At 50.3% G+C, this 21,610-nt stretch carries 17 protein-coding genes, 1 tRNA gene and 1 pseudogene; 6 read left to right on the top strand and 13 right to left on the bottom strand.

Annotated features, from left to right (window positions below; genetic code table 11):
* Nucleotides 1–31: 31 nt before the first annotated feature.
* The 4 genes and pseudogenes from GOW40_RS14920 to GOW40_RS14905 all read left to right on the top strand — a co-directional run.
* Entirely contained in the window at nt 32–835 is an 804-nt protein-coding gene (locus GOW40_RS14920; RefSeq protein ID WP_171231077.1) for a PaaX family transcriptional regulator C-terminal domain-containing protein, read from the top strand.
* 25 nt (nt 836–860) lie between these two features.
* Nucleotides 861–1,805, top strand: coding sequence for an alpha/beta fold hydrolase (locus tag GOW40_RS14915; protein ID WP_171131748.1), 945 nt, complete (start codon nt 861–863; stop codon nt 1,803–1,805).
* 114 nt (nt 1,806–1,919) lie between these two features.
* Nucleotides 1,920–1,996, top strand: a tRNA-Met gene (locus GOW40_RS14910).
* Between the two features lie 193 nt (nt 1,997–2,189).
* A pseudogene (locus GOW40_RS14905) lies at nt 2,190–2,768 on the top strand (integrase core domain-containing protein); the annotation flags it as partial.
* A gap of 404 nt (nt 2,769–3,172) precedes the next feature.
* On the opposite strand, the gene GOW40_RS14900 reads toward GOW40_RS14905, so the two are convergent.
* From GOW40_RS14900 to GOW40_RS14845, 12 genes are all read right to left on the bottom strand, one after another.
* Entirely contained in the window at nt 3,173–4,465 is a 1,293-nt protein-coding gene (locus GOW40_RS14900; RefSeq protein WP_171131750.1) for a polysaccharide biosynthesis/export family protein, read from the bottom strand.
* A gap of 161 nt (nt 4,466–4,626) precedes the next feature.
* On the bottom strand, nt 4,627–5,916 hold the full coding sequence (locus GOW40_RS14895) for an O-antigen ligase (protein ID WP_217352319.1): 1,290 nt from the start codon (nt 5,914–5,916) through the stop codon (nt 4,627–4,629).
* 61 nt (nt 5,917–5,977) lie between these two features.
* Nucleotides 5,978–7,198 (bottom strand): lipopolysaccharide biosynthesis protein, encoded by a 1,221-nt coding sequence (locus GOW40_RS14890; RefSeq protein WP_171131754.1) that lies wholly within the window; start codon nt 7,196–7,198, stop codon nt 5,978–5,980.
* Between the two features lie 60 nt (nt 7,199–7,258).
* Nucleotides 7,259–7,942, bottom strand: a complete 684-nt coding sequence (locus GOW40_RS14885; RefSeq protein ID WP_171131756.1) for a DapH/DapD/GlmU-related protein — start codon at nt 7,940–7,942, stop codon at nt 7,259–7,261.
* A 22-nt stretch (nt 7,943–7,964) separates the two neighbouring features.
* Nucleotides 7,965–9,011, bottom strand: coding sequence for a hypothetical protein (locus GOW40_RS14880; protein WP_171131758.1), 1,047 nt, complete (start codon nt 9,009–9,011; stop codon nt 7,965–7,967).
* Between the two features lie 24 nt (nt 9,012–9,035).
* Nucleotides 9,036–9,965 carry a family 16 glycosylhydrolase gene (locus GOW40_RS14875; protein ID WP_171131760.1) on the bottom strand — a complete coding sequence of 310 codons (930 nt, stop codon included), beginning with the start codon at nt 9,963–9,965 and terminating at the stop codon, nt 9,036–9,038.
* A complete protein-coding gene (locus GOW40_RS14870) occupies nt 9,962–11,827 on the bottom strand; it encodes a Wzz/FepE/Etk N-terminal domain-containing protein (protein WP_171131763.1) in 1,866 nt (621 codons plus the stop codon). Before GOW40_RS14870 ends, GOW40_RS14875 begins: the two co-directional genes overlap by 4 nt.
* Nucleotides 11,820–12,992 carry a glycosyltransferase gene (locus GOW40_RS14865; protein ID WP_171131765.1) on the bottom strand — a complete coding sequence of 391 codons (1,173 nt, stop codon included), beginning with the start codon at nt 12,990–12,992 and terminating at the stop codon, nt 11,820–11,822. Before GOW40_RS14865 ends, GOW40_RS14870 begins: the two co-directional genes overlap by 8 nt.
* A 280-nt stretch (nt 12,993–13,272) precedes the next feature.
* Nucleotides 13,273–13,950 carry a sugar transferase gene (locus tag GOW40_RS14860; protein WP_171231075.1) on the bottom strand — a complete coding sequence of 226 codons (678 nt, stop codon included), beginning with the start codon at nt 13,948–13,950 and terminating at the stop codon, nt 13,273–13,275.
* A gap of 396 nt (nt 13,951–14,346) precedes the next feature.
* Nucleotides 14,347–15,402, bottom strand: coding sequence for a glycosyltransferase family 2 protein (locus GOW40_RS14855; protein ID WP_171131769.1), 1,056 nt, complete (start codon nt 15,400–15,402; stop codon nt 14,347–14,349).
* A gap of 2 nt (nt 15,403–15,404) precedes the next feature.
* On the bottom strand, nt 15,405–16,373 hold the full coding sequence (locus tag GOW40_RS14850; protein ID WP_171131771.1) for a glycosyltransferase: 969 nt from the start codon (nt 16,371–16,373) through the stop codon (nt 15,405–15,407).
* Nucleotides 16,374–16,412: 39 nt separating this feature from the next.
* Nucleotides 16,413–17,321: a DUF6492 family protein gene (locus GOW40_RS14845; protein WP_171131772.1), complete on the bottom strand. Its 909-nt coding sequence runs from the start codon at nt 17,319–17,321 to the stop codon at nt 16,413–16,415.
* 801 nt (nt 17,322–18,122) lie between these two features.
* Here GOW40_RS14845 and GOW40_RS14840 point away from each other — a divergent pair.
* Nucleotides 18,123–18,305 (top strand): hypothetical protein, encoded by a 183-nt coding sequence (locus tag GOW40_RS14840; protein WP_171131774.1) that lies wholly within the window; start codon nt 18,123–18,125, stop codon nt 18,303–18,305.
* A 344-nt stretch (nt 18,306–18,649) separates the two neighbouring features.
* Nucleotides 18,650–20,458, top strand: coding sequence for a caspase family protein (locus tag GOW40_RS14835; protein WP_171131776.1), 1,809 nt, complete (start codon nt 18,650–18,652; stop codon nt 20,456–20,458).
* 430 nt (nt 20,459–20,888) lie between these two features.
* Here the strand turns inward: GOW40_RS14835 and GOW40_RS14830 are convergent, their stop codons facing one another.
* Entirely contained in the window at nt 20,889–21,272 is a 384-nt protein-coding gene (locus GOW40_RS14830; RefSeq protein WP_171131778.1) for an HNH endonuclease signature motif containing protein, read from the bottom strand.
* Nucleotides 21,273–21,610 lie beyond the last annotated feature (338 nt).

The following is a 21,610-nucleotide window of genomic DNA, read 5'->3' as shown; positions in this document are numbered from 1 at the left end:
CTTATGAGTGCGCGCAGGTTACTGTGCCTTCATGACCAGCCAGAGTTCGTGGTTCGAGAAAGCCGTCACCGCGCTGACGGACACGCGTGATCAGCGGGTGTGGTCCATTATTGTTTCGCTTTTTGGAGATCTGGCCCAGGATCCGGGTGCACAGATCTCGGGCGGCGCGCTCACCCGGGTGATCGAACCCATGGGGATCAAACCCGAAGCCGTTCGCGTGGCCCTTCACCGGCTGCGCAAAGATGGCTGGATCGAAAGCGACCGGGTCGGACGTGTCTCGCACCATTACCTGACCGAATTCGGACGCGCGCAATCTGCTGCTGTCACCCCGCGCATCTACGCGCGCACCGGCAATGACAGCCAAAACTGGCATCTGCTGATTGCCGAAGATGGTGTTGGAACGCAATTGCTGGACGATGTCCTTCTCAGCCGGGAATACGCGTCGATCGGGCGGAATATTGCTTTGGGCTCTGGCCCTGCGCCCGATTTGGACGACGCGCTACTGTCGGTGACCATCACGGCACTACACGCCCCCAAATGGCTGCAGGATCGCCTTTGCCCCAAGGATCTGTGTCTCGCTTACCAAGCCCTGCTTGAGGCCGTGCAAACCGCATCGAAATCACGGCCCCCGAAACACGCTTTGAGCCCGTCGCAAACGGCAACGCTCAGAATACTGCTGGTGCATCGATGGCGGCGCATCGTTCTGCGCCAGCCTGATCTGCCCGACGGATTCTTTCCGCCCGACTGGGTCGGCCCCGAATGCCGCGCGGCGGTCTTCAATCTGCTTGACACATTGGATCACCCGTCGCCCGACCTGCTGAATTCCACTGAATAGTTTCAAGATTGCGAGCTTGACCACGATGACGATTCTTCTCACCACATTTGCCCTGATCGCGGCCTTCTTTGTCGCGTTGCACATCTGGACAAGGGTGTTGACCCGCCAGGGCCGTGCGACCGTTCCGCAACTGGGCAAGATCGTTGAAGTACCGGGCGGTACGATCCACTATGTTGAACGCGGTGACCCGTCAAAACCGACCCTTGTGATGATCCATGGCCTGTCCGGTCAGTTGCAGCATTTCACCTATGCGCTGGTCGATGAACTTTCGGACGATTTTCACATATTGGCTGTGGATCGCCCCGGCTGTGGCTATTCCACGCGCGAGAGCGCTGACTTGGCTGATCTGCCCGAACAGGCGCGGATGATACAGGCCTTTCTTCAGGCAAAGGGTATCGATCAGGCGATTCTTGTGGGTCATTCACTGGGCGGGGCCGTATCTTTGGCTATGGCACTGGACTACCCGGAAAACACTGCAGCACTGGCCCTGCTGGCGCCATTGACGCAACAAATGCCCGAGACCCCAGCAGTGTTCAAACCTCTTGAGATCCGCACTGGCTGGCTACGCACCTTTATCGGCAATACACTCGCCGTGCCGCTGGCGCGCAAAACAGCCCCTTTAGCTTTGAAGGACGTCTTCGCCCCAGAACCTGCGCCTGCTGACTTTCTGGAACGCGCCGGGGGTGCACTTGGCCTGCGCCCTTCGGCATTCATAACTGCGTCACAAGACGTGTTTGGGGTTGCGCGCAGCATCACGGCACTGAATCGACGCTATGTCGACCTCAGCGTGCCTGGGGGCATCCTGTTTGGTAGCGATGATCCCGTGTTGCCATCCGAGATGCACGGGCCGCCAATGACCCAATTCGGACTGAGGTTTGAAGCGCTTGAGGGGCGCGGACATATGATCCTGATCACCGCACCCGACGACTGCGCCCGCTTCATACGCGAGGTTGCAGAGCAATGGAGCTAGCACACTCTTCTGCCTGAGCCGTGTCAAACATCTGAGCAAGTAAAGAATAGCGGAATGCGCGTGTTTTCCCTCTTGACCCCTCCGCCCCCCTCCCGTAAATCGCCTTTCACTCGTGGCGGAGTAGCTCAGTTGGTTAGAGCAGCGGAATCATAATCCGCGTGTCGGGGGTTCAAGTCCCTCCTCCGCTACCACTAAATTCAATGATTTAACTTAAATTTAGCGCTTCCAAAAGCTCTTGGAGGTGTTTTTGGGGGACATATGGGGGACAAAGTACGCAGTTTTGCTGCTTCATTTGGGTTTGATGGAATAGCGCTCCCTTCCGGAACAAAATCACTCTCGCGGTGACTTCCATCATTGTTCTGGTCTGGAACATTGATGCTCGCTCTGAAGGTTCCCGCAAAACAACCGAGGAAGGGGCGGCTCTGGCTGAACGATGGCTCGTGTGTTCGGCTGAGGCCGGAGTATCGCAATCATGTATGGAGCTATGACTTCGTTCATTGTCGAACCGACGATGGCAAAGCTTTTCGGACGCTGAACATCCTTGATGAGCACAGCCGGGAGTGCCTTGCGATCAGAGTGAAGCGCAAGCTGAACTCGGTCGATGTGATCGATGCCCTGACGGATCTGTTCATACTGTGCGGTGCGCCCCGCTTCATACGTTCAGACAATGGGCCAGAATTTATCGCCCAGGCCGTCCTAGACTGGATCGCCGCAGTTGGCGCCCAGACGGCTTACATTGAACCTGGGAGCCCGTGGGAGAACGGATACTGTGAAAGTTTCGATGGCAGGTTCAGGGATGAGCTACTCAACGGTGAAGTCTTCTACAGCCTGCGCGAAGCTCAAATTCTGATCGAACAATGGAGGAGACACTACAACACAAAACGCCCCCACAGTGCACTGGGCTATCGCCCGCCAGCACCTGAAACCATCATCCCGATGGATCACAGGCCGATGATGCACTAACAATCAAATCGCACCAGTCAGATGAGGCTGCTCAATCCAATCGAGGTCACAAAGTTTTCAAATGCGCGCTTCCGTCATCATAGTACCTCTCATTGCTTTGTTACTAGCTGCTCTTGCCGCAGTTATCTTTAAGACTTGGTTTGCGTTTGCACTAACCCTGTTTGTCATTGGTCCGTTTGTAGCTGCGATACTGATTGCGATCGTCGCAGCGCTGAAAGACAAATGAAAGAAATACCTGCAAACCACATCCGAGTTCGATTTCGCACAGTTCTTAGACTCAACGGCGCGCAGTCACTCGGAGACGAAAAAACACTCCAATGGTTTCCATGCCCTTCCTATGTGACAAGCGAGGCCGCATCAGGCTATCTAATCACTTCACTAGCTGCTCTTTGCGATATTCCGGGTCAATCTTCACCTACAATCCGCACTTCGATCTGATCGCCGGGAAGCAACTGAGTGGACGCAGCCGGTGATATGGCTGACCTTCCCTCCCGTAAGCTGAATATGGAAATGCTTTGCATGTCTTCCGGCCAGGCGTCAATCGCTTGGAAACCGATGTTTTCAACCAAGAGCCGCTCTTCAACAAGACGCCCATAATTTATCTGCTCCAGTTCAAGCTGGCTACCAATTCGGCTAAGGCTTTCTAAGTTGTCCGCTCGCCGCCTGCTTAGCTGACGCGTTACTTCACGTTCGACTTCAGCGATTTTTCCAGTAACTTCGACCAGCAGACTGTTGATCTCAAGAAACCGACTGCGCGAATCCGCTGCAGCGCGCTCTGCATTTGCAAGTCTTGCAGACGTTTGGAGACCGCGTTCTTTCAAAGTTAAGACGTCTTCCAGATCAGCCCTGGTCTGAGCTGCCCGTAGATCTAGTACTTCCAGGCGCTCCTTGAAAAGTCGTTGCCGCTCACCAAGCACCTCAAGCTCATTGTTCCAACCAGCTATCAATTCCTCCTGAACCTGCCGGTCTATGTTGAACAGTAGCGCTTCCTTCTCGATCAGTCTTGAAAAGAGCTTGGGCTCGAGACCAGGAACTCCAGTACCATCTTCAACTTTCACTTCGAACTCTGAATCATCGCGGGCAATTGCCTCGAGACGTCTCATTGTCGCAACGAGGGAAGCTATCCGGTATCGGCTTTCGGCGAGTTGAGACGCCAAACTGACTCGCCGTTGGTCAAATTCCACACGGGACATCCCGGTCAAACGCAACCCGCCAGCCAGGCCGATCGCAGATGAAACTGTCAGTCCCGGGAAAAAGTCGTATCTACCTGGCCTTTCAACATTGCCTGACACAATAATGGGAGCGTAGCGCAATACCGCCATCGAGACCCGCGGTGCTTCAGATAGCCCACCTTCCCGAATTTTCTCTTCAGTCGCATCCTCCGCTTCATCGAGAGTTAGACCAGCAACTTTGACGCTGCCAAAATCTGGCAAACGTATTTGTCCGTTCAGATCGATCTGAACTTCCAACTGCCGGTCTGAAAAAACAGAATCCAACGTTACGACGTCGCCCGAGACCAGCCTGTAATTGTCAGCTGAATTCGCCAGAGCGAGGTTTGCACAGAGTATTGCAACTACCAGAGCGAAAAAGACCGGCAAAGGTCCTTTCCGACTAAGATCGAATTGCAACCGTTTGGTTTCGCAATCTGATTTCACGGTTCTTTTCGATTGCGGTCCATGCGACAATTTTTCAGGCACACCCACAGTTCCTTTGCATTCCGTTTTGAACGTATTGAAAAAATTCTGGAAATCAAATCCATGTCCATTGTTCGTATATTAAGATTAAGCGAGGCTTGCGCATGCATCGCTCATCCAAATCTTTAATTGAGACAACACGGTCTCCGAAGTTGAAACAACCATCATGCGACCTCATTTTTCATATACAGACCTGCATTGGGAAACAGCGATCTTAAACTTGCGCCGCGCGCAACGATAAGCATGATCGTTGCGATTCCCGGAATAATGCCATCTCGCATCTCCGCCGTGCCCGCCAAAATGATAAGGAAAGATAGCGCGCCTGCGCAATGTACCCAGGTATTGTTGCTTTTGAACGAGGCGATGATGGCGATGTAAGCGTGTCCGCCCAGAAACAATAGCAGGCCGACAAAACCAACTTCACCGAACAGTCCAACGTACAGACTGTGTGGCGAATGGAGTTTTTGGTATTCAAATCCAGGTACGCTACCGCCGATAGCCAGATTGATATCTGTGTCTGAAGAAAAGATACCGACGCCAAGTCCAGTCACTGGTCTGTGAATAAGATAGGAAAAATAGTGTTCCCAGACAGCTGTCCGTCCCGTGAGAGTTGTATCTCTACCCACCAAGTCCAAAAGGAAAGGGTATAAGTAAAAGACCACGCTTGCCGCCAGAGTGAGCGAGATCATCATCGCATAGAAGGCCCGCGCACCGTCCCCAAAGCACCGCTTAAGTAGCCGAACGGCGAAAATATATAGTAGGCCTGCTGTCACAGCAACAATCGACGTCTGAGATTGAGCGGCTAAAATCGCAAGGGTAATTATGAGAATGAAAAACAGGCTGGTGCGTGTCGAAATATATTGGCGGTTCGCAATTATGAGAATACCGCCAATCGCGCAGAACCAACCGAACACGTTCTTGTGGGGAAAAAAACCTCGCAATACCAATTCGTTTCCGTATCGAGTGAAACCTGATTGAGGGACCACGACTGCGAGCGCAAAAGAACATAGCACGACGACCACAAAAAACGTGCCGAGTGTACGCAACAACAATTTGCTATCAACCTCAATTGCCGCCGATGCAGCGACCAAAGAAGCGATGGCCCAGAAAACAACACTTTTAAGGCTGAATAACGGGTCAACAGACCACAAAATCGTCGACAGGCAACACCACAATACAAAAGGTAGCAGCGGCAACAGCACTCTCGCGACCATTAATAAGCCGCACCGCAAAAAGTGGCCTAAGATGGCGATAAGGGCCAGTAACCAAAGAATTTTTCTGAAAATGCCGTCTCCGCCACTTCGGATCACGTCACCATAGTCGTTAGGGGAGAAGTACCAGATTTGACCGAATTCGATCAGGCACATCAGCAAAACCGGAAGCAGCAAGAGTCTGCTATGGAAGACAAGAGACTCTACCACGTTCATTCGAGCATCCGATGAGTAGCTCGACATCTGTCTTGCCTATTCTGTAGTGAAGTTCCCCTCAATCTGTCTGTCGAGGTCGCGAAGTAGTTCATGTTTTCACAAACCTCACCATGTACCATAGCGTTATGCAGAGAACGAATTGGGATAGAGCCATTCCCGCAAGTGCTCCGAAAATACCACCAACGAACGCTCCAATCGCGATCAATCCGCCGGAAACTAGAGCCATGGAGAAATAAATGATCGTCCGTAGCAATTGTCGATTGCTGGCGGTGAGCGCATCTGCGGGCGGATACTGTAAAGAAATAACCGGGCTGATCAACGCAAGGCAAACCGCAACCCACTTACTTTGCGCATAGCCTTCTCCGAGTACAAAAGGCAGGAATGGCGCGAGAACAATCATTATCACCGCACCCAACACTCCGACCCAGGCCATCTTCTTTCCCGTGGCGAGGGTGTATTCTGACAATGCGTCACTTCCCTGCTCACCAGCCCTGAAAAAGCGCGCATAAAAAATTCGTGTCGCCGCTTGATTAAGGATCCCGTTCACTTGGAGAAGGCGCGTACCCGACGCGTAAACACCAATCTGTGCCGACGATAGAAAGGCGGACAGTACAATCCGGTCCAAGTTGCTGTTTAAAGAGCGCGCAAGCTGGTTCAACATCATCAGGCAACCGAAAACGATGTCACCCCGGATAAGGTAAATCTGAGGTCTACCGAATGTCCGAGTTACAATACCTATGAGAAGGCAACTGCAAACCAATGATTGCAAAAGCGTTACTAATGACCAGCCCCCCACTGTATTCCAACCCAATAGGACAAAGGCGATGATTGCTGCAAGTGCCCGGCAACTTACCACAAACAGACGGATCAGACTGGCCTGAACCGGTCTGTCCTGGGAGACAAAGACCAATTCGGTAGCGGCAGTGACTCGACCTATCGTTATCTCCCCTAAGATAAGGGCCAAGGCGACAATCCACATAACGGAGGAGTTTGCAAAAAAATAACTCAAGCTAGCCGCAACTAAGGCCAAAGGAACGACGGAAACTCCAAAAACCAAAAGAAAATGTCCCCATGCGCGGCGGAACATGGTCGGTTGGACGGAAACTGACTTGAGCAAAGCGCTGTCTGCACCCAATCCGGCTACTTCGGCGGAAATGACTGAAACCGCATAAAGAACAGCGAGCAAACCAAACTGCTCTGGTCCAAGTGATCTTGCAGTAAGGGCAAAAACAAAAAGTTGTAGAACTGCCGACGCACCAGTTGGGCCAACTGAGAGAATGAATTTTCTCAAATCGACGCTGACAGACATCAATTCAACGCGCTCGCGAAATTTTTAAGTGCTTGTTGGAGAGCGAATTCGCCATATAGATCAGGTCCAGTCCGATTTGCTGAAGCGGTATCGACCATTTTCAAGGTCGGCTTTTATGGATCGAATAACGCGGGCTGGTGAACCTGAAATCAGCTTCTCATCCTCGTCGATCTCATTCAAAAGAACCGATCCGATTCCGATGATATTACGGTTTCCAACCCGGGTACCTGGTGCAAATCGTACAGCGGACCCGATAAAGCACCGGTTACCGATCGAGATGTTTCGGTCCATTGTGCCGATACCGTGGGTGTAAAACTGGCTGGCTCGGCCTGCTAGCCATGTCCCATCTCCGACCAGAATTTGTCCGTGGACATCTATGTAGTGGCTTTCGTTGACAAGACAGTCTTTACCAAAGGCAATACTTGCGGTGTATTCCATTTCATCGCGTAGAACCCAGGGGCATATGAAAGTATTTCCTATTCCAGCGAAAAACTCAGGGCCTGCTCGGAAATCAAAGTCTCCTTTGAAACTGTTTCTTGCTCTAATGGTAGAGCCATCACCCAGCGTGAAGCTTCGGCAAAGGATGACTGTGAACATTCCAATCTTGCAGTTTTTGCCTATCTTGTATCCAAACACTCGGCGGAAAAGCCCCAGTCTGAGAGCATTCAACGGAATTGCGGAAACAAAAATCGCCACAAGAAGCATGGCGCGTCTGATGCCGCGATGATGGAACGATAAACTCAACTATTTAACCCAATTCCTGACTCTATGCATACGCATCGACGTAGCCTTGCGAAACCTTAGCTGGAGATGCAAACGACAGATCGAGGGGACCCTTCGCCTCGGCGGACCGAATCTCGTCAACGCTTTGACGTAAGCTCTTTTCGTCCAGATCGTCATCGAAGAGAGCAAGCCATCCCGGCCCGACTTGGCTTTGCAAATGTGGCAATGCGCCTTTGGCAGGTGCAAGCACGGGGGTATTCAACGACAGGGATGCTACTACCGAACCCGAGTTCAAAACTCTTCCGAAGTTCATTGCTGACAAGTCCGCGTCGCGGACAATGCATGCGTAGTCACTGTCAGACAAATGACCAAACTTGAAGATAATGTTCTTTCTGTTTGCCGCGATGGTAAAAAGCTGCTGTTTCAGTTCCTCCCCGCAGTTTCCAGCCAAAAGGAGGTATTCATCTTCTTTGGCGATCGCCAAAAATGACCGCAAAAGACTAGGCAATTGTTTGTATGGTCGCATATGACCTACGGATGCAACCAGGAAAGCATTCTCTGGAATCCCAAGTTCGCGGCGCGGGGACAAATCCTCGTTACACGGCTCAAAGAAGTCGCGGTAGTGAGGATGGGGCACGACTTTGAAACTGGCTGCAGCTAAAGAGGGTGTCGTTCTCAAAATCTCCTGCTTGGCTCCCGGATACATAATAACGACAGTATCAATTCTCGAACAGATCTCGTCTTTCCACCTACCAAAAACTTTTTCCGATTTCCTTGACGCAAAATCATGCGGGCTGACGTTATGCGCCGTCCATATGAGCCGGCCACCAGAGCGTTTTACTACATCTATCTGCCTAACGAGGTCGGCATATTTAAGATCTGCGATCGTTTCAAACCGTCTCGCAAACCGCGAATGCAAAAGCCAGTCTAGCCAATGAAGGTGGATGTTTCCGGCATCCGGTCGAAATGAACCAGGCCTGAACGGTTTGACTTCGACTTCGGACAAAAAACCAGGCTCACCAAAAACGATGCGAAAAAATGGATTAATGTCCTTTCTCAAAGGGTTCTCTGACATCAAAACACGTTTCACATTTCCCTCCGCAAAAGCATTCCTTTAGTGGAACTGCCAGGCAGTGATCTCTCTGATTGAGTAACAGGCTGGGAACTTGGTATCCGAGTCGGGCGGTCCACCCCAGGAGCCTCCAACTGCGAGGTTGGCAAGCATATACATTGGCTGGTCCATATCGGGTTTAGCCGCAATACGGGCCACAGGCTTCCTGTCAATGTACCAAGTTATCAGGTCACGTTGCCATAGGACCCCGTAACGTTTGAAGCTTTCAGTTTCGTTTACCACTGCGAACTGGCACCCATCCGAATTGAAGCCATTTTCCTCCCAATGAACATGCAGTTCTATGTTTCCAGGTCTTCCACCTAGATACTCCATAGCGTCGATTTCCGGCGGCCACTGACCAGGTGCGAGCAGCCAAAATGCAGGCCAAAGGCCCTGTCCGCGAGGCAATTTAGCTTCAATTTCAAAGTAGCCGTATCTTTGTAAAAAACTCCGGCGGGACGATATCATTCCTGAGATGTATGGATACTGATTTAGATATTCGATAACTCCCTCAGGCGTTTCTCGGGCACAAATGCTTAGAGCACCATCAGTAACTTGGAATGGGTTTAGGCCAAGTGGTTTGTCGCTTGAGCCACTAAATCCGGGATCGACGTAGATCTGCAACTCCTTGTTGTTCTCCAGAGTTCTGGCGCGCCAGTCAGAGTATTCGTTGTGCGCGTAGTGCGGCTGCCAAACCGTATCCGTTAGGTCGAATTCATCAAAATTGTCGCGGAAGGTTGGGAAGAGAGAGACAGTCGCATTTGGCGTGCTAACAACCGGTTCGCAAGCGTTCGGGGGACGATCCGTTGGCAAAAAAGCCAGCTGAAGGGTTTCTTTGCCGTGAGCTGCACCAGCAACAAGCAAGGGTAATACTGAAAACAGAACTGCTCCAAAAGCAATATGTCGGATTTGCCAGAAAACTTGAATGGTCATAGCACAGTCACCAAACCAATCGCTTTGGCTTTATTGCCCAAGAGCAAGTCCACTATCTGTGTGGTAGGTCTTATTTTTGGCTTTTTCCCCTTGGTGACAACAATGACACGGTCTGCAATTGACGCCCATGCATATGACAGGTCAGACCTGTCTGGTGTCGGAAGCACAAGCAACGTGGTGTGACACGCTGTAAGCAAGCGCTGCCGCATAACCTCACCTCCGGCTTCAATTAGGCTTGTGTCTGGAATAATGTTGCTTTTGATGTCATCACCGGAGTCGTGAGTTTCGACGATCACGACCGAAGCATCTCGCAGGACAGTCGCTTCACTTCCCAGCATTGCATGAGCAACAACGGTCGCGCTCAGTGTTTCTTCTGTGGGGAAAAGTGCGACAATCATGGGTTCAGCTGCACCTTCCAGCAGGCTGTACTCTATGCTATTCAAACCGCCTACCGCGCCGATATCATAATCTTGGAATTGTCGCGTTCGGTTGAGTGGCAGACGCGAATAAACAGCTCCGAGCAAAGGAAGTCGAAGCGCCTTCTGCATTGCCCCCAAGGTCTGGAACCTTTGTACGATGATGTCCCACAGAAGGATCGCGCCGACGATACTCATAAGACCAGCGAAAGCGGCCACGCCAACAAAAAGCTTTCGCCGCGGTCCGGCAGGATGCTCAGGCGCTATCGCAGTATTGATAATACGAGCTCCGGGCGAAATCCCCTCGCGCCTAACGAAAATTTCGTTTCTGCGGATTAGAAGGTTTGTCAAAAGTTGTTGTGATGCATTTGTTTCACGAAGCATATTTTCCAACAGCCTGTTTGCCTCAGCACCATCGAGAGCAGTCTTGTTAAGTCGCTCGGTTTCAACTTCGAAAGCGCTTATTTCGTCGGCGGCGATGCGATTTTGGGCCTCAAGGTCGCGCAAATCGCGCCGATCCGCAGTTGAGAGAACGCCCGCTGCCTCCTGTCGTTTCAAGTCATCAATCGCGGAGGAAATCTTCGACTTTCTCAGACGTGCAGAAACGCTGGCATCAGCCACAGATCTGATTTGTCGATTTACCAGTTCAGCATCACTTAGGCCCTCTTTTAGCAAGCGCTCCCTTTGCTGCTGAATGTTTCGATTGAGTTCGTCGGTCAGTTTTCGAAGTCTTTCAATCTCTCGATCGATCCACTGCAAAGTCCTTTCGGTTGTTTCACTCGCTACTTGCACCTTGTGATCGAGATATGCGCTGGTCACAACGTTCGCCAAATTTGCAGCCTCGACAGCAGAACCAGCGGTAGCGGTGATGACAACAGCCATTGAGTTGAGATCGCGCTTAACATCTATCTGTTCACGCAGCTCTACCACCGCATTGGTTGTGCCATCGATAGACCTGTCGGCGCCAGCGGGCGCGATGCGCATGGCGGCATCTTCCAAGACAGGAAGTGAAAGCAAAACTGCAATTTCGTTCGATACATGGACAGAATCGGCCAGATTGGCAGTTGCGGAAACGTCCGCAATGTCACCAAGAAGTACACGTTCTCGGTCAAGTAGCAGCGTCGCCGAAGCCTCGTATGACGGCGGCAACTGATAAGAGTAGTACCAGGCAGCGGCGGCGGGTAGAAAAACTGCTGCTAGTATTACCATCCAACGTTGAACAAAAGGCAAGACAAGCGACCTCAGATCCAGAGGCCTAAAGCGATCCGTTTGGTCTTCGAGGTGAGAGCGGAATTTGGCGCGATCGTTGGCTTCGGACACACGGAGCTTTTCGGCAGTTATTCTTCTGCCAGAATGACTGTCTTTCACCGTAAATCCAGTTGCCGCCGACTCCAGCCTAAGTCTCGACTTTGGGTCTCGGTCGAACCTTATGTTGTCTTCACCCATCTTTGAGCGCTCCCGCGCCGGTCATGGCCGAAGACTTGCCAACATCAGCATACCAGCCGTCCAGCGCCTCTTCATAGATACCGACGGTTTTCCTCGCGATTTCGTTCCAGCCTGTTAACGAGACAGGTTCGACCGGTTGTGGTCTTAGTTTAGCAAATTCCCGAAGAGCCTGCGCAAGCGCGTCTGGATTTTCAGTTGGTACAAGCCGACCAGATAGTCCGTCAGCGATAGTTTCACTAAATGCACCAATGTCCGAGGCGATAATCCAGCGTTTAAGACTGTGCACCATATACAAAACCCCACTGGCTTCGATCTCGCGGTAGGGGAATACAAAAGCGTCTGCGCTGGCGAAAAGCGTACGCATCTCTGGAAAGTCAAGGAAAGAAAGACGCAGATCTACGGTGTCATGCAAATTATTTGCTTCAATCTCTTGCTCTATTGCGCTCAAATCCATCAGCGGCTCGCCAGCGATTATCACTTTCAAGCCTTGGCGTTCCTGAACGCTCAGGCGCGCAAGTGCGTTTATCAATACGTCGACGCCCTTGTAGGGTCGCAGCTTTCCAAACAACACGATTTTCGCGGTTTTGTTTTTCGAGGGTCTTGGCAACGTTCCGAAGTCACCCATTGGCCCATGCGGAATACAGACCATCTTTCGCTTGTGGATCCCGCTGGCCGCAAGTTTTTCTAGTCCAGAAGGCGTATGAACCACAATCCTGTCAGCCAATTTCAACGCACGAATGAAACCTGTTAACTGGAGTCTCGATGTAGGTGTCCCATTAAATGGACTTGTGTCATGAACCGTCGCGATCACCGGACCATATCGTCTGGCTATGCGCATTCCGTAAACATCCACCAAAGGAAACGGCAACCACTGAAAATGAGAAATGGTGGGGACGCCCCTCTTTAGGCCTGACAAGTTCACGGTGTCCCGGCAGTGTTCAATACCTTTGGCAAGCACCCGGAATCTATGTCTCTTTTTTGGAATACCGTCGGAGGTTTTGTAATAATGATCCGCATACGGAACCTCCGGCGCTTGCTCCTGCTTCCGAAGTGGTCGACCAATCAGCACAGCATCCAGGCCCACTTCCTGCAAAGCGCTGACGAAATGCTCGTCGTAAGGAAGCGTAAAGAGCGAGGGGTCAATTACGTTAACCGCCAGTTTCATGACAGCCCAACAGTCTTTTCAGTTACGAAAATTCGAAAGGGGACGATTCTGTCTGATGAAAGCGCTCGATGCCAACATTCCCTTTGCAAAGTCGTAATTTTCGGTAACCAACCACCAGATGGAATCCTGTAAAATAACGTGTTCAGAGACCTGTTTAATCGGATATGAACAATAATGAACTCCATTCGCGCGTTACCGCTTGATTGTCTAGAACTAATAAATCTCATCACTCTGTAACCACCTGAAACATCCTTAGGCACTGCACGCTAAAACAAGTTTTTTACATTGCACCACGTCCAGTCAGAACGACGAATGGAGTTTTAAAGAAGATAGCCAAGTCGCGCTTAAACGACCAATTACCGACGTACTGGCAATCTATCTCAACGCGTTCTTTAAACGTCCGTTCATTGCGCCCCGAGACTTGCCATAGCCCGGTAATTCCTGGCCGCGCCTGAACGTAAAAATGCTGGCCTTTTCCGTACATCTCGAATTCAGGTTCGGTAATGGGCCTCGGACCAACAATACTCATATCTCCGGATAGCACGTTGAAAAGTTGAGGGAGTTCGTCAAGACTGGTTTTTCGCAAAAAATTCCCGACCACCGGAATTATTCTTGGGTCCTTTGAAAGCTTTCGGTACTTGGCAAATTCAGCGGCGGCGGATGCGTCTTCGGCCAAGTGTTTGGCCAATTTTTCGTCCGCATCAATGTGCATTGTGCGAAACTTTAGGCAGCTAAATCTACGACCTGAAAAGCCAATTCGTTCATGTCTGTAAATCGGGCTACTACGAGTCAAGAGAGGAATTACAGAAGCTACTATTAAAAAAATAATTGCAGTGGAGGCCAAAGCGAATAACGCCATAACGGTATCAAACGTTCGTTTCGAAATGCCTCCGATCGGAATGGTCGGATTGAAAAGGTTCGGTTCGGATCGAATTTCTAACTCTTCCGAAATGGTCATTGCAATGCGACTCCAAATTTAAACACGAAAACAGAAACCTAAGTCGGTGCAGTTCGGTAACGCAAGTCCTTTGATGATGGATCAATCGCGTAGTATGAGTGTAAACGGATATTTCGTGTCGTTGCCGATAGAAATAGATTTTTCGGTCGAAGCATCACAGGTGTGAAGTTGTTGCCTGAATGCAGGCGCTACTGCTATAAATATAATCAGAGAGAGAATTCCCTGACGGATATTTTCGCAAGCTTTCTGCGGCCAAAACGTCTCAACTCTTTGCGCGAATCGAAATAAAAAATCGTTGCACATGACCAGGTAGAAAATCACAAATTTTGCGAAACGAAGCTGTAGATCATAGCGAGCTGTGACTACGGCCAGAACCAGTATCGGCCCTTGGGCAATTTACTGAGTTGCAACCTGCCCGCTTTTGTGAATTTGCGCGCGGACAAACGCGTATACATATCCGACGGCCCAGGCATTGTGGATGATGAAGACAATTGGCCCCGTCCACAGCCCTGCGGGCGATTTGAGTTTGCAGGTGAATATCAGACTCAAAGCCAACAACACGCCCAAGTACGCAATTACGGGAGCAATCGCGACACTCCAAAAAGCGGACACAAGAATACAAGCCAGCAACAGTGTCGCGCACATCAGCGGTAACACTTGCCTAACCTTAAGTCTCGTTCCGTGCTTCATTATGTTGCGTGCTCGTCCAGCTCCGTAGTTAAAATACTGCCGTGCCAGTTTGTTTAAGCTATTTCGGACCACATATTTCAGTCGAATGCTCGACTCCATCCATATCAATGCGTTTGCCTTCGCAAAGCGCGCATCCAGTTCCGCGTCTTCATTGTGTGAGAAGGTTTCATCATAACCTCCGACAGCCCGGAACCATCGCAAAGCGAAGCCAGCATGATGTCCGTGATCGACATACCCACTGAAATTTCCACCTCTGTGGTGTGCACCTCCCGAACCAATACGAGTGTCAACGATCGTGGACAATGAGCGCTGAAAAGCATTTTCGCCAACGGCATCCATTACGACAGCTATCGCCGCCGTATCTTCGGGCATCAAAGCCAGTTTTGAAACGACACGACGCACAAAACCAGAGGGATAGATTGCATGTGCATCACAGCGAACCAGAAAACGAGCGCCTTCAGCTTCGGCAAATTCAGCAACAAGGTTTACAGCTGACGACTGCAGCCTGCGGGAATTATTCACAAGCCGCAAATTAGGATATTCTTCTCTCAGTCGATCTACGATGGTGCATGTTCTATCTGTACTACCACCATCTGCAACAATTAGGCAGACGCCCGTCATCCATGGATCGCCATCGAGAAGTTGCCGGATACAATTTTCAATGTTCTGCTCTTCGTTCAGAGTCGGTATCGCGACAAACACTTCCTTAGCAGGCGGCGCCAACGCCTCAACCTCTGCATAGTTTTCAGACGATTGCATCATACCTAAGATCCGATCGACGGCTTGGCACCGGATACTCGTCGCAGATTTGTTCCGTCCCGCGCGTATTCTACTGATCGCATTCCAAGGTGGGCAAAGTACCGCCCCTGCACCTTGACCGTCTCTAGCCACCAGCCAATCATTGCTCCGTTCGGCTCTCGGCGCAGTACAGGATAAAAAAGTAATCTGACTGTGAGACCCGCTGTCTTTAGAAGCGTTTTGAAGCGACCCTTGGCAATCTCTTCCTCCATTACCATATGGTTGCCTACTCTAAAGCGTCGTTTTCTCATCCATTTCCAATTTGCGCGTTTCTCTGGAATTTCCTCGAAAGCAAGTGCATGTTCTTCCCAGTGCATCCTTTTGCCCAGACCAAAAAGACGCGAAAAAAAGACCAGATCGCCGCCGCCTGTGAGACCATAGGCATCGTCAAAATATGGTGCTTTAACATCAGCAATCTGAGCCAGGTCAATGATAAAGTTGCTGGTCGCATGCACGAAATCTCTACCGCTTCTTTTCTGAGGGGCCACTGCCCAGAAATGGGAGTATTTGTTCAGTTTATCATTTTGCTTAGGAAATACGGGGTGCACTATTCCTCCAACCACACAGGCGCCCGTGTCGCGCTGCGTTTCAACAAGTGCTTTGAGCCACCCTTCCGAAGGCCATTCGTCATCGTCCAACATTGCAAGACTGGTGCATCCCGCTTCCTGCGCTTCTTCAATGCATCGATTTCTTGCCGCTGAGATACCCGGGGACTTTTCGACAAAAATACGTAAATCCAGAGATGTCTCCGCGCTTACGCGAGCAACAACGGCTGAAACAGACGGATCGGAGCCATCGTTGTCGACCACAAAAACGATTGGTTCCGGTTCAACACCTATCAATCCAAGCGGCAGTGACCGAAGCAGTCGTTGCAATCCCTGTGGCCTTTTGAACGTACAGATGCCAATACCGATGTTAGGTGCCGAACGGTTCATTCAAATAATAACTCCCTGCTATGCGATCGTACTGAAGCACTAGGCAAAGCGCTTCGACAGCATACTGGTTTGTTCAACTAAGCTACGCCTGTCTTTGATCGAAATTGGAATTGTCGACTGAATTGCCATGCCGATGTGGTGAGGCTTTATGCGCTCGAGCATCGTCTCGTTGTTTTCACCCGCAGTCCAGCAAGTCAGGCTGAGTGACTCATCCGTGGGGTAATGTCCTGAAGCCTTGCCAAGGATATGCTCGCAGAAAACGCCGTAAAGGATATACTCAGAAAATTGTGGCGTTCTCATCAATAAGTTTTGCCAAGACTGTCCAGCCACTTCTTCAATGTGTTTTACGAGTTCGCGTACCCGATCCTTTCGCCAGACCACTACTTGATCAATGTAACCAGCACCAAAGTAACGGGTGGGCGGAAGATCAAGTAATTGTGACGCGGCAAGATGCCAGGACCCTTGCGGTTCGCGCTCACCGAGATGCGGGTTAGCAAAAAGCCGTACGGCACCGTCATCCGACGCGACATGGCTTCTAGAAAACTGCTTTATTAAGGCCGCGTCACTGTCGAGGTGGACGACTATTTCGGCGCTGCTGGAAGCGGACGCGCTAAGTTTTAATACTTGTTGCACAATCCAGCCATTGGTCACCTTCCCTTCAGGAAGAAGAAACTGATCATGGTTAGATAGCCCCAACCACTTTCGCCAACGTCCTCTTGGAATCGGTAATGTACGTAGCCCAGCTGGAAGTAGCTCCTCTGATGCTACTACCTCGCGTCGGTTATTGTTAAGATGACGGAACATTGCGACATCTCGATGCGGAACGGCAACCAAGTGGCGAATTTCAGGCGCCTGGCGGTCTGTGCTTTCACACATGACCTCGCAAAGCTCTAAGTCACCTCTGAAAGAGCAGGTTAAAAACTGAATGTCGGAAGTGTTCGTGGTCATGGCGAAACAAAACCCAAGAAACTAGCCTTATAAGAACGGTCCGGGAGGCTTTCACAACCCGATCATTAGGAACGACTTTTCATGCGCTTATAGCCCAAGTGATATTTCGCAGATTTGGGTCAGCTCCTATCAGTCTAGGCTGTTCCCATTGTTTCGCGACAATCAACCCTTTCACCGGTCATCGGAAAAGCTGGACCCCCAAAAATAACCTCAGCTGCTCAAAATTTGATCAGCAAGCTAGACTTTCGTTAAATAAGAGGTGCTGTGAGACCTATTCGAACCTTCCTCTGTATGCCCATTGACGCTCTCCACTATGCTTGTGGTGCCTCGCTGTTCTGTGCGTAGCCGTGGATTATGCGCGCGCGGTCCGCGATCGCGAAGCAAATGGCCGCAAGTTCTGCTTCGCTGACGCATACGATCGACTTACCCCCTGCGCTGACAAGTAAGAAAAAAATCCGAAACAACTGCCCAGAAACGGTACCCATCTGAAATGTAGGTGTCACAGGCCAAGCGCGCATGACCGCCGGTAGAGAGGTCCAGTTGTCGCCTCTGCCGAGTGCGTACACAACATCCCCCAGAAATCTGCGGAATGCTCCCGATGCCGTCTTGGGCGCTTCTGCCCCTTTGGCTATCTGCCAGAAGTCGCGGCACCGCTTATCTGTGTTAGAATGACCCAATTGTTTCGCAACTACTACAGACGCAAAGAAGACGTGTTGCGAAAATGAGGAAGGAAGGGGCATTTACTTTTTGTTAACCATTGGGTGCAAATTCTAACTACGACACCCGTTTAGGATTTCCCGAATGGATCATGAATTTCTTCGTCGAGCAAACGAGGTGGAGCTAAGGCTGAAGGCGGATGGCTTGCTTGGAACGGCTGCGGCAATTCGACAGTTGGTATTCAGTTCTTGGAACACTTTGGCAAGTCAAACGACACAAGCGAAAGAAGATGACAAGTTACTTGGGCAATTTACCTCAACCGACTAGACCACCAAAATTCCGCTTTTCTACAATCAGCTACATCATACTTCCGCGACCCAAACAGATTTTCTCGCAAGGCCGCAGTGGCCCAAAAGAATCCCCACGCCGAAAATGGGGGATGGATCGGCATGGGGCTATTTGCGGAGTTTTCGACTTTCAGACGTAGGCCACTGTTACACAGACCTACGACTTCACTCTCACTAGGCCGAACTCCGAATTGGTGTACTCGAAATACAGAACTCGTGGAAGCGATAAGACTGCTAGTTTTTGACAGCTTTGAGCCAAACTGCGATGATCATAAAACCAAAGTTCATTATTGATGGCAGATTTTCTGCAAGCGGCACAACAGTATGAAACGATTTTTTTTAATCGAAGATATTAAGAATTGCCGCCCGATTTGGCAATTGCTTCTGGCGTTTTGTCTTTTGTTTACAACTGCTTACTCCGCTGATGCCAAACGCGTGGCCCTTGTAGTTGGAAACTCCAAGTACGAACAAGTTGCGAAACTGACCAATCCTGAAAACGACGCCCGGGATATCGCTTCAGCGCTTAGACGAATAGGGTTTGAAGTCACTGAACAGTACGACCTTGATTACCGGCAAATGCGGCTGAGCCTTCGCGACTTTTCAGAAAATGCAGCAGACGCCGACGTTGTTTTGATCTATTTCGCGGGTCATGGAATCGAGATCAACAACACCAATTATCTGATCCCTGTTAATGCCGAACTAAGAAGCGAAAGAGATATTGAGTTCGAGGCGGTCAGACTAGAGACAGTCGTCAATGCAGTCATACCTTCTAAAGGCCTAAATATTGTTCTAGTCGATGCATGCCGCAATAACCCGTTTCTCTCTCGCATGAATCGGAGCACAGCATCCCGATCCATCGGGAAAGGCTTGGCTCGGATTGATCCAAGTGGCGTCCTTGTCGGGTATTCCGCACGGGGAGGTACGTTGGCGCTTGATGGAGAAGGTCGAAATAGCCCCTACGCGATAGCGCTGCTAGAGCATATCGAAGTCCCGGGACTGGAATTGGGAAAGCTTTTTCGAAAAGTACGAGACTCTGTTTTTGAACAGACCAAAGGGTATCAGGAACCTTTCACTTATGGTTCATTGCCTGGATTGGACATATTTCTCGTTCCAGCGGTCGCGAAGGTAGAAAAAAGCGAGATTGTCTCCAATACGCCAGAAAAAACCGAAGACAAAATCGACGAACGTGAAGCTTCTGCCGAACGCGTTTTGAGCGAAGCGTTGAAACTTGAAGACGAGAGCGTTAGGCTAGGCGCTTTGGATATGATCGCTCGGTTGTATCCGGACACCCAAGCCGGACTGGCGGCAAAATCTGCGGTAGCATCACTTACTCCAAAAAATGAACCCGAAGAGAAATCGATTGCTCAACCCGACACTTCGGCAAACGAACAAACAACTACCGAAAACGATGAAAAACCAATTTTGTCAATCATCGCAAATGATGCTGAACGGAGAACCGAACAAGCTTTAAACTTGGGTCCAAGCGAATACCGTGCAGTGCAAAGCGGTTTGAATTTCCTTGGTTTCTCGGTGGGACCAGTCGACGGTATTTTTGGCACTCGTTCCCGCAATGCATTGCGGGAGTTTCAGAGCAAGAACGGAGAGCCGCGAACAGGTTACTTGACTGCGGAAACCTATGCAGTCCTGAAGAGAAATGCTCAACAGGAAACACGGAGTTCTCAGGCCCCAGAGAAGCCTAGCACTGCTTCACAGGTTTTGCCGCAAGAGAAGTCGAGTGGTGAAACAGTAAGCGGCTACAACGGAGTATACACTATCAACATTCGAAGACGCCCGGACCGACTTTATCATGATCCGGAAGTAGCTTCGGAAGAAAACAAAACGGTGCTGTGGCTGAAATATCGGAAAACCGACGATAATTTTCAGTTGGTTAGTGCTATTGATCGAACTGCAGGTGGTGATCGGAGACCCAAGAAATATCGAGCATCGCTGAATGACAAAGGTCGCCTGCGAATTTCAGGTAGAACTGGTTATCTGTTCGGAAAAGTGCGCGAAGAACATTTTTCTATTTCTCTGAATCTGCCTCCGAATTTCGGTAAAGGGAAATCTGTCCGGAGCATTCAAGGTCGTTTCGACGAAGCCTATTACGTCGATGTCACCATAACGAGAGAATGACTCGAATAAATTCATAGTCTTGTCGTTTTGACTGAGGAACCGTCGATTCTAATCTCGGGACTCATTGATTTCCGTTTAGCTACGTGGTTCATCGCGTTCAAAACGAGCGGTGAATATGTCTGAACTTTTCTGGCTTACGGATGCGCAGATGGCGCGTCTTGAGCCTTTCTGCTGCATCGGGTTCACTCGGGTAAAGTTGGAAGAGAGCGACTTTAGGCGCCCGTTAGGTGGGTTGAGGGTCGCCGTAAGTCTGGACTTCAACCAGAGAGCCTATTGTTTAACTAGATGGTGGTTTGTCAGCTTACATGTACAGCCAAGTGCAATTAGAGTGCACTCCATAGTCGTTACTGATGCGAAGTGTTCTCTGCGTCAACTCGGCTTTGGCCGACTGGCGGTTCACTCGGGATAGAGGCGCAGTCGAACAAGAAGTCTAATAATAGCGAAATAGTTTTGCGATCTTCTTAATCTGCTGGGCCATCGGAAGGTTTTGGACATCTTCGTATTGCCGTTTTGTTTTCCTATACGCTCCTCCGCCATGTGCCGAGTAATGACAAGACTGGCACAGAATCACGCAGTTTTCTTTTGTGAGCGGCCCTCCAAGTGAATGGGGGATCACATGATGCCCTTCGGCGCTTTCCCCATATTTGTGATCGGCTTTCCCAGCCTTGCCGATAGATGAGATTTTCGTTCCACAACTGCCACACTTGCTTTTCTGTCGTTTAAGTGCGGCTTCTTGAATGCGTTTTGGAAAAGGCTTGTGCTTACCTGGCAAAATCAGAAACCCCCTAAGTCGTAAAACATCGAAACCACTCACGCTATTGCGCGGTTTTTCTCAAATGAACTTAACTGACGACAATACTGCCTTTTGGGGCGCTTTCTAGCAAGCTGCTTGGCTATGAGGTGCCGGAAGGCCGAATAGCAAGTGCAGGTCATACTCGATTGACTGAATATGTAGGAGAAGGTTATGGCCACAGGAGTAGCCCTAACGGCTTTACCGTCTGACATCTTGGCTTCGCATGTGTGGCAAGAATAAATTGTTACCAGGATGACTGGAGAAACAACAGTAAGCGAGCGACTTGTGCGCGGCACCGACGCTGTGTCTTTGCCCCCTAAAATTGGGCCACTACTTTGGCCGAGAAGGGGGAACAAGGG

Origin of the sequence: Ruegeria sp. HKCCA6707, from assembly GCF_013033515.1 — a bacterium.
Lineage (GTDB): Bacteria > Pseudomonadota > Alphaproteobacteria > Rhodobacterales > Rhodobacteraceae > Ruegeria.
Note: the sequence above shows the minus strand (reverse complement) of the source record. Positions and strands in the feature narration are given on the sequence as shown.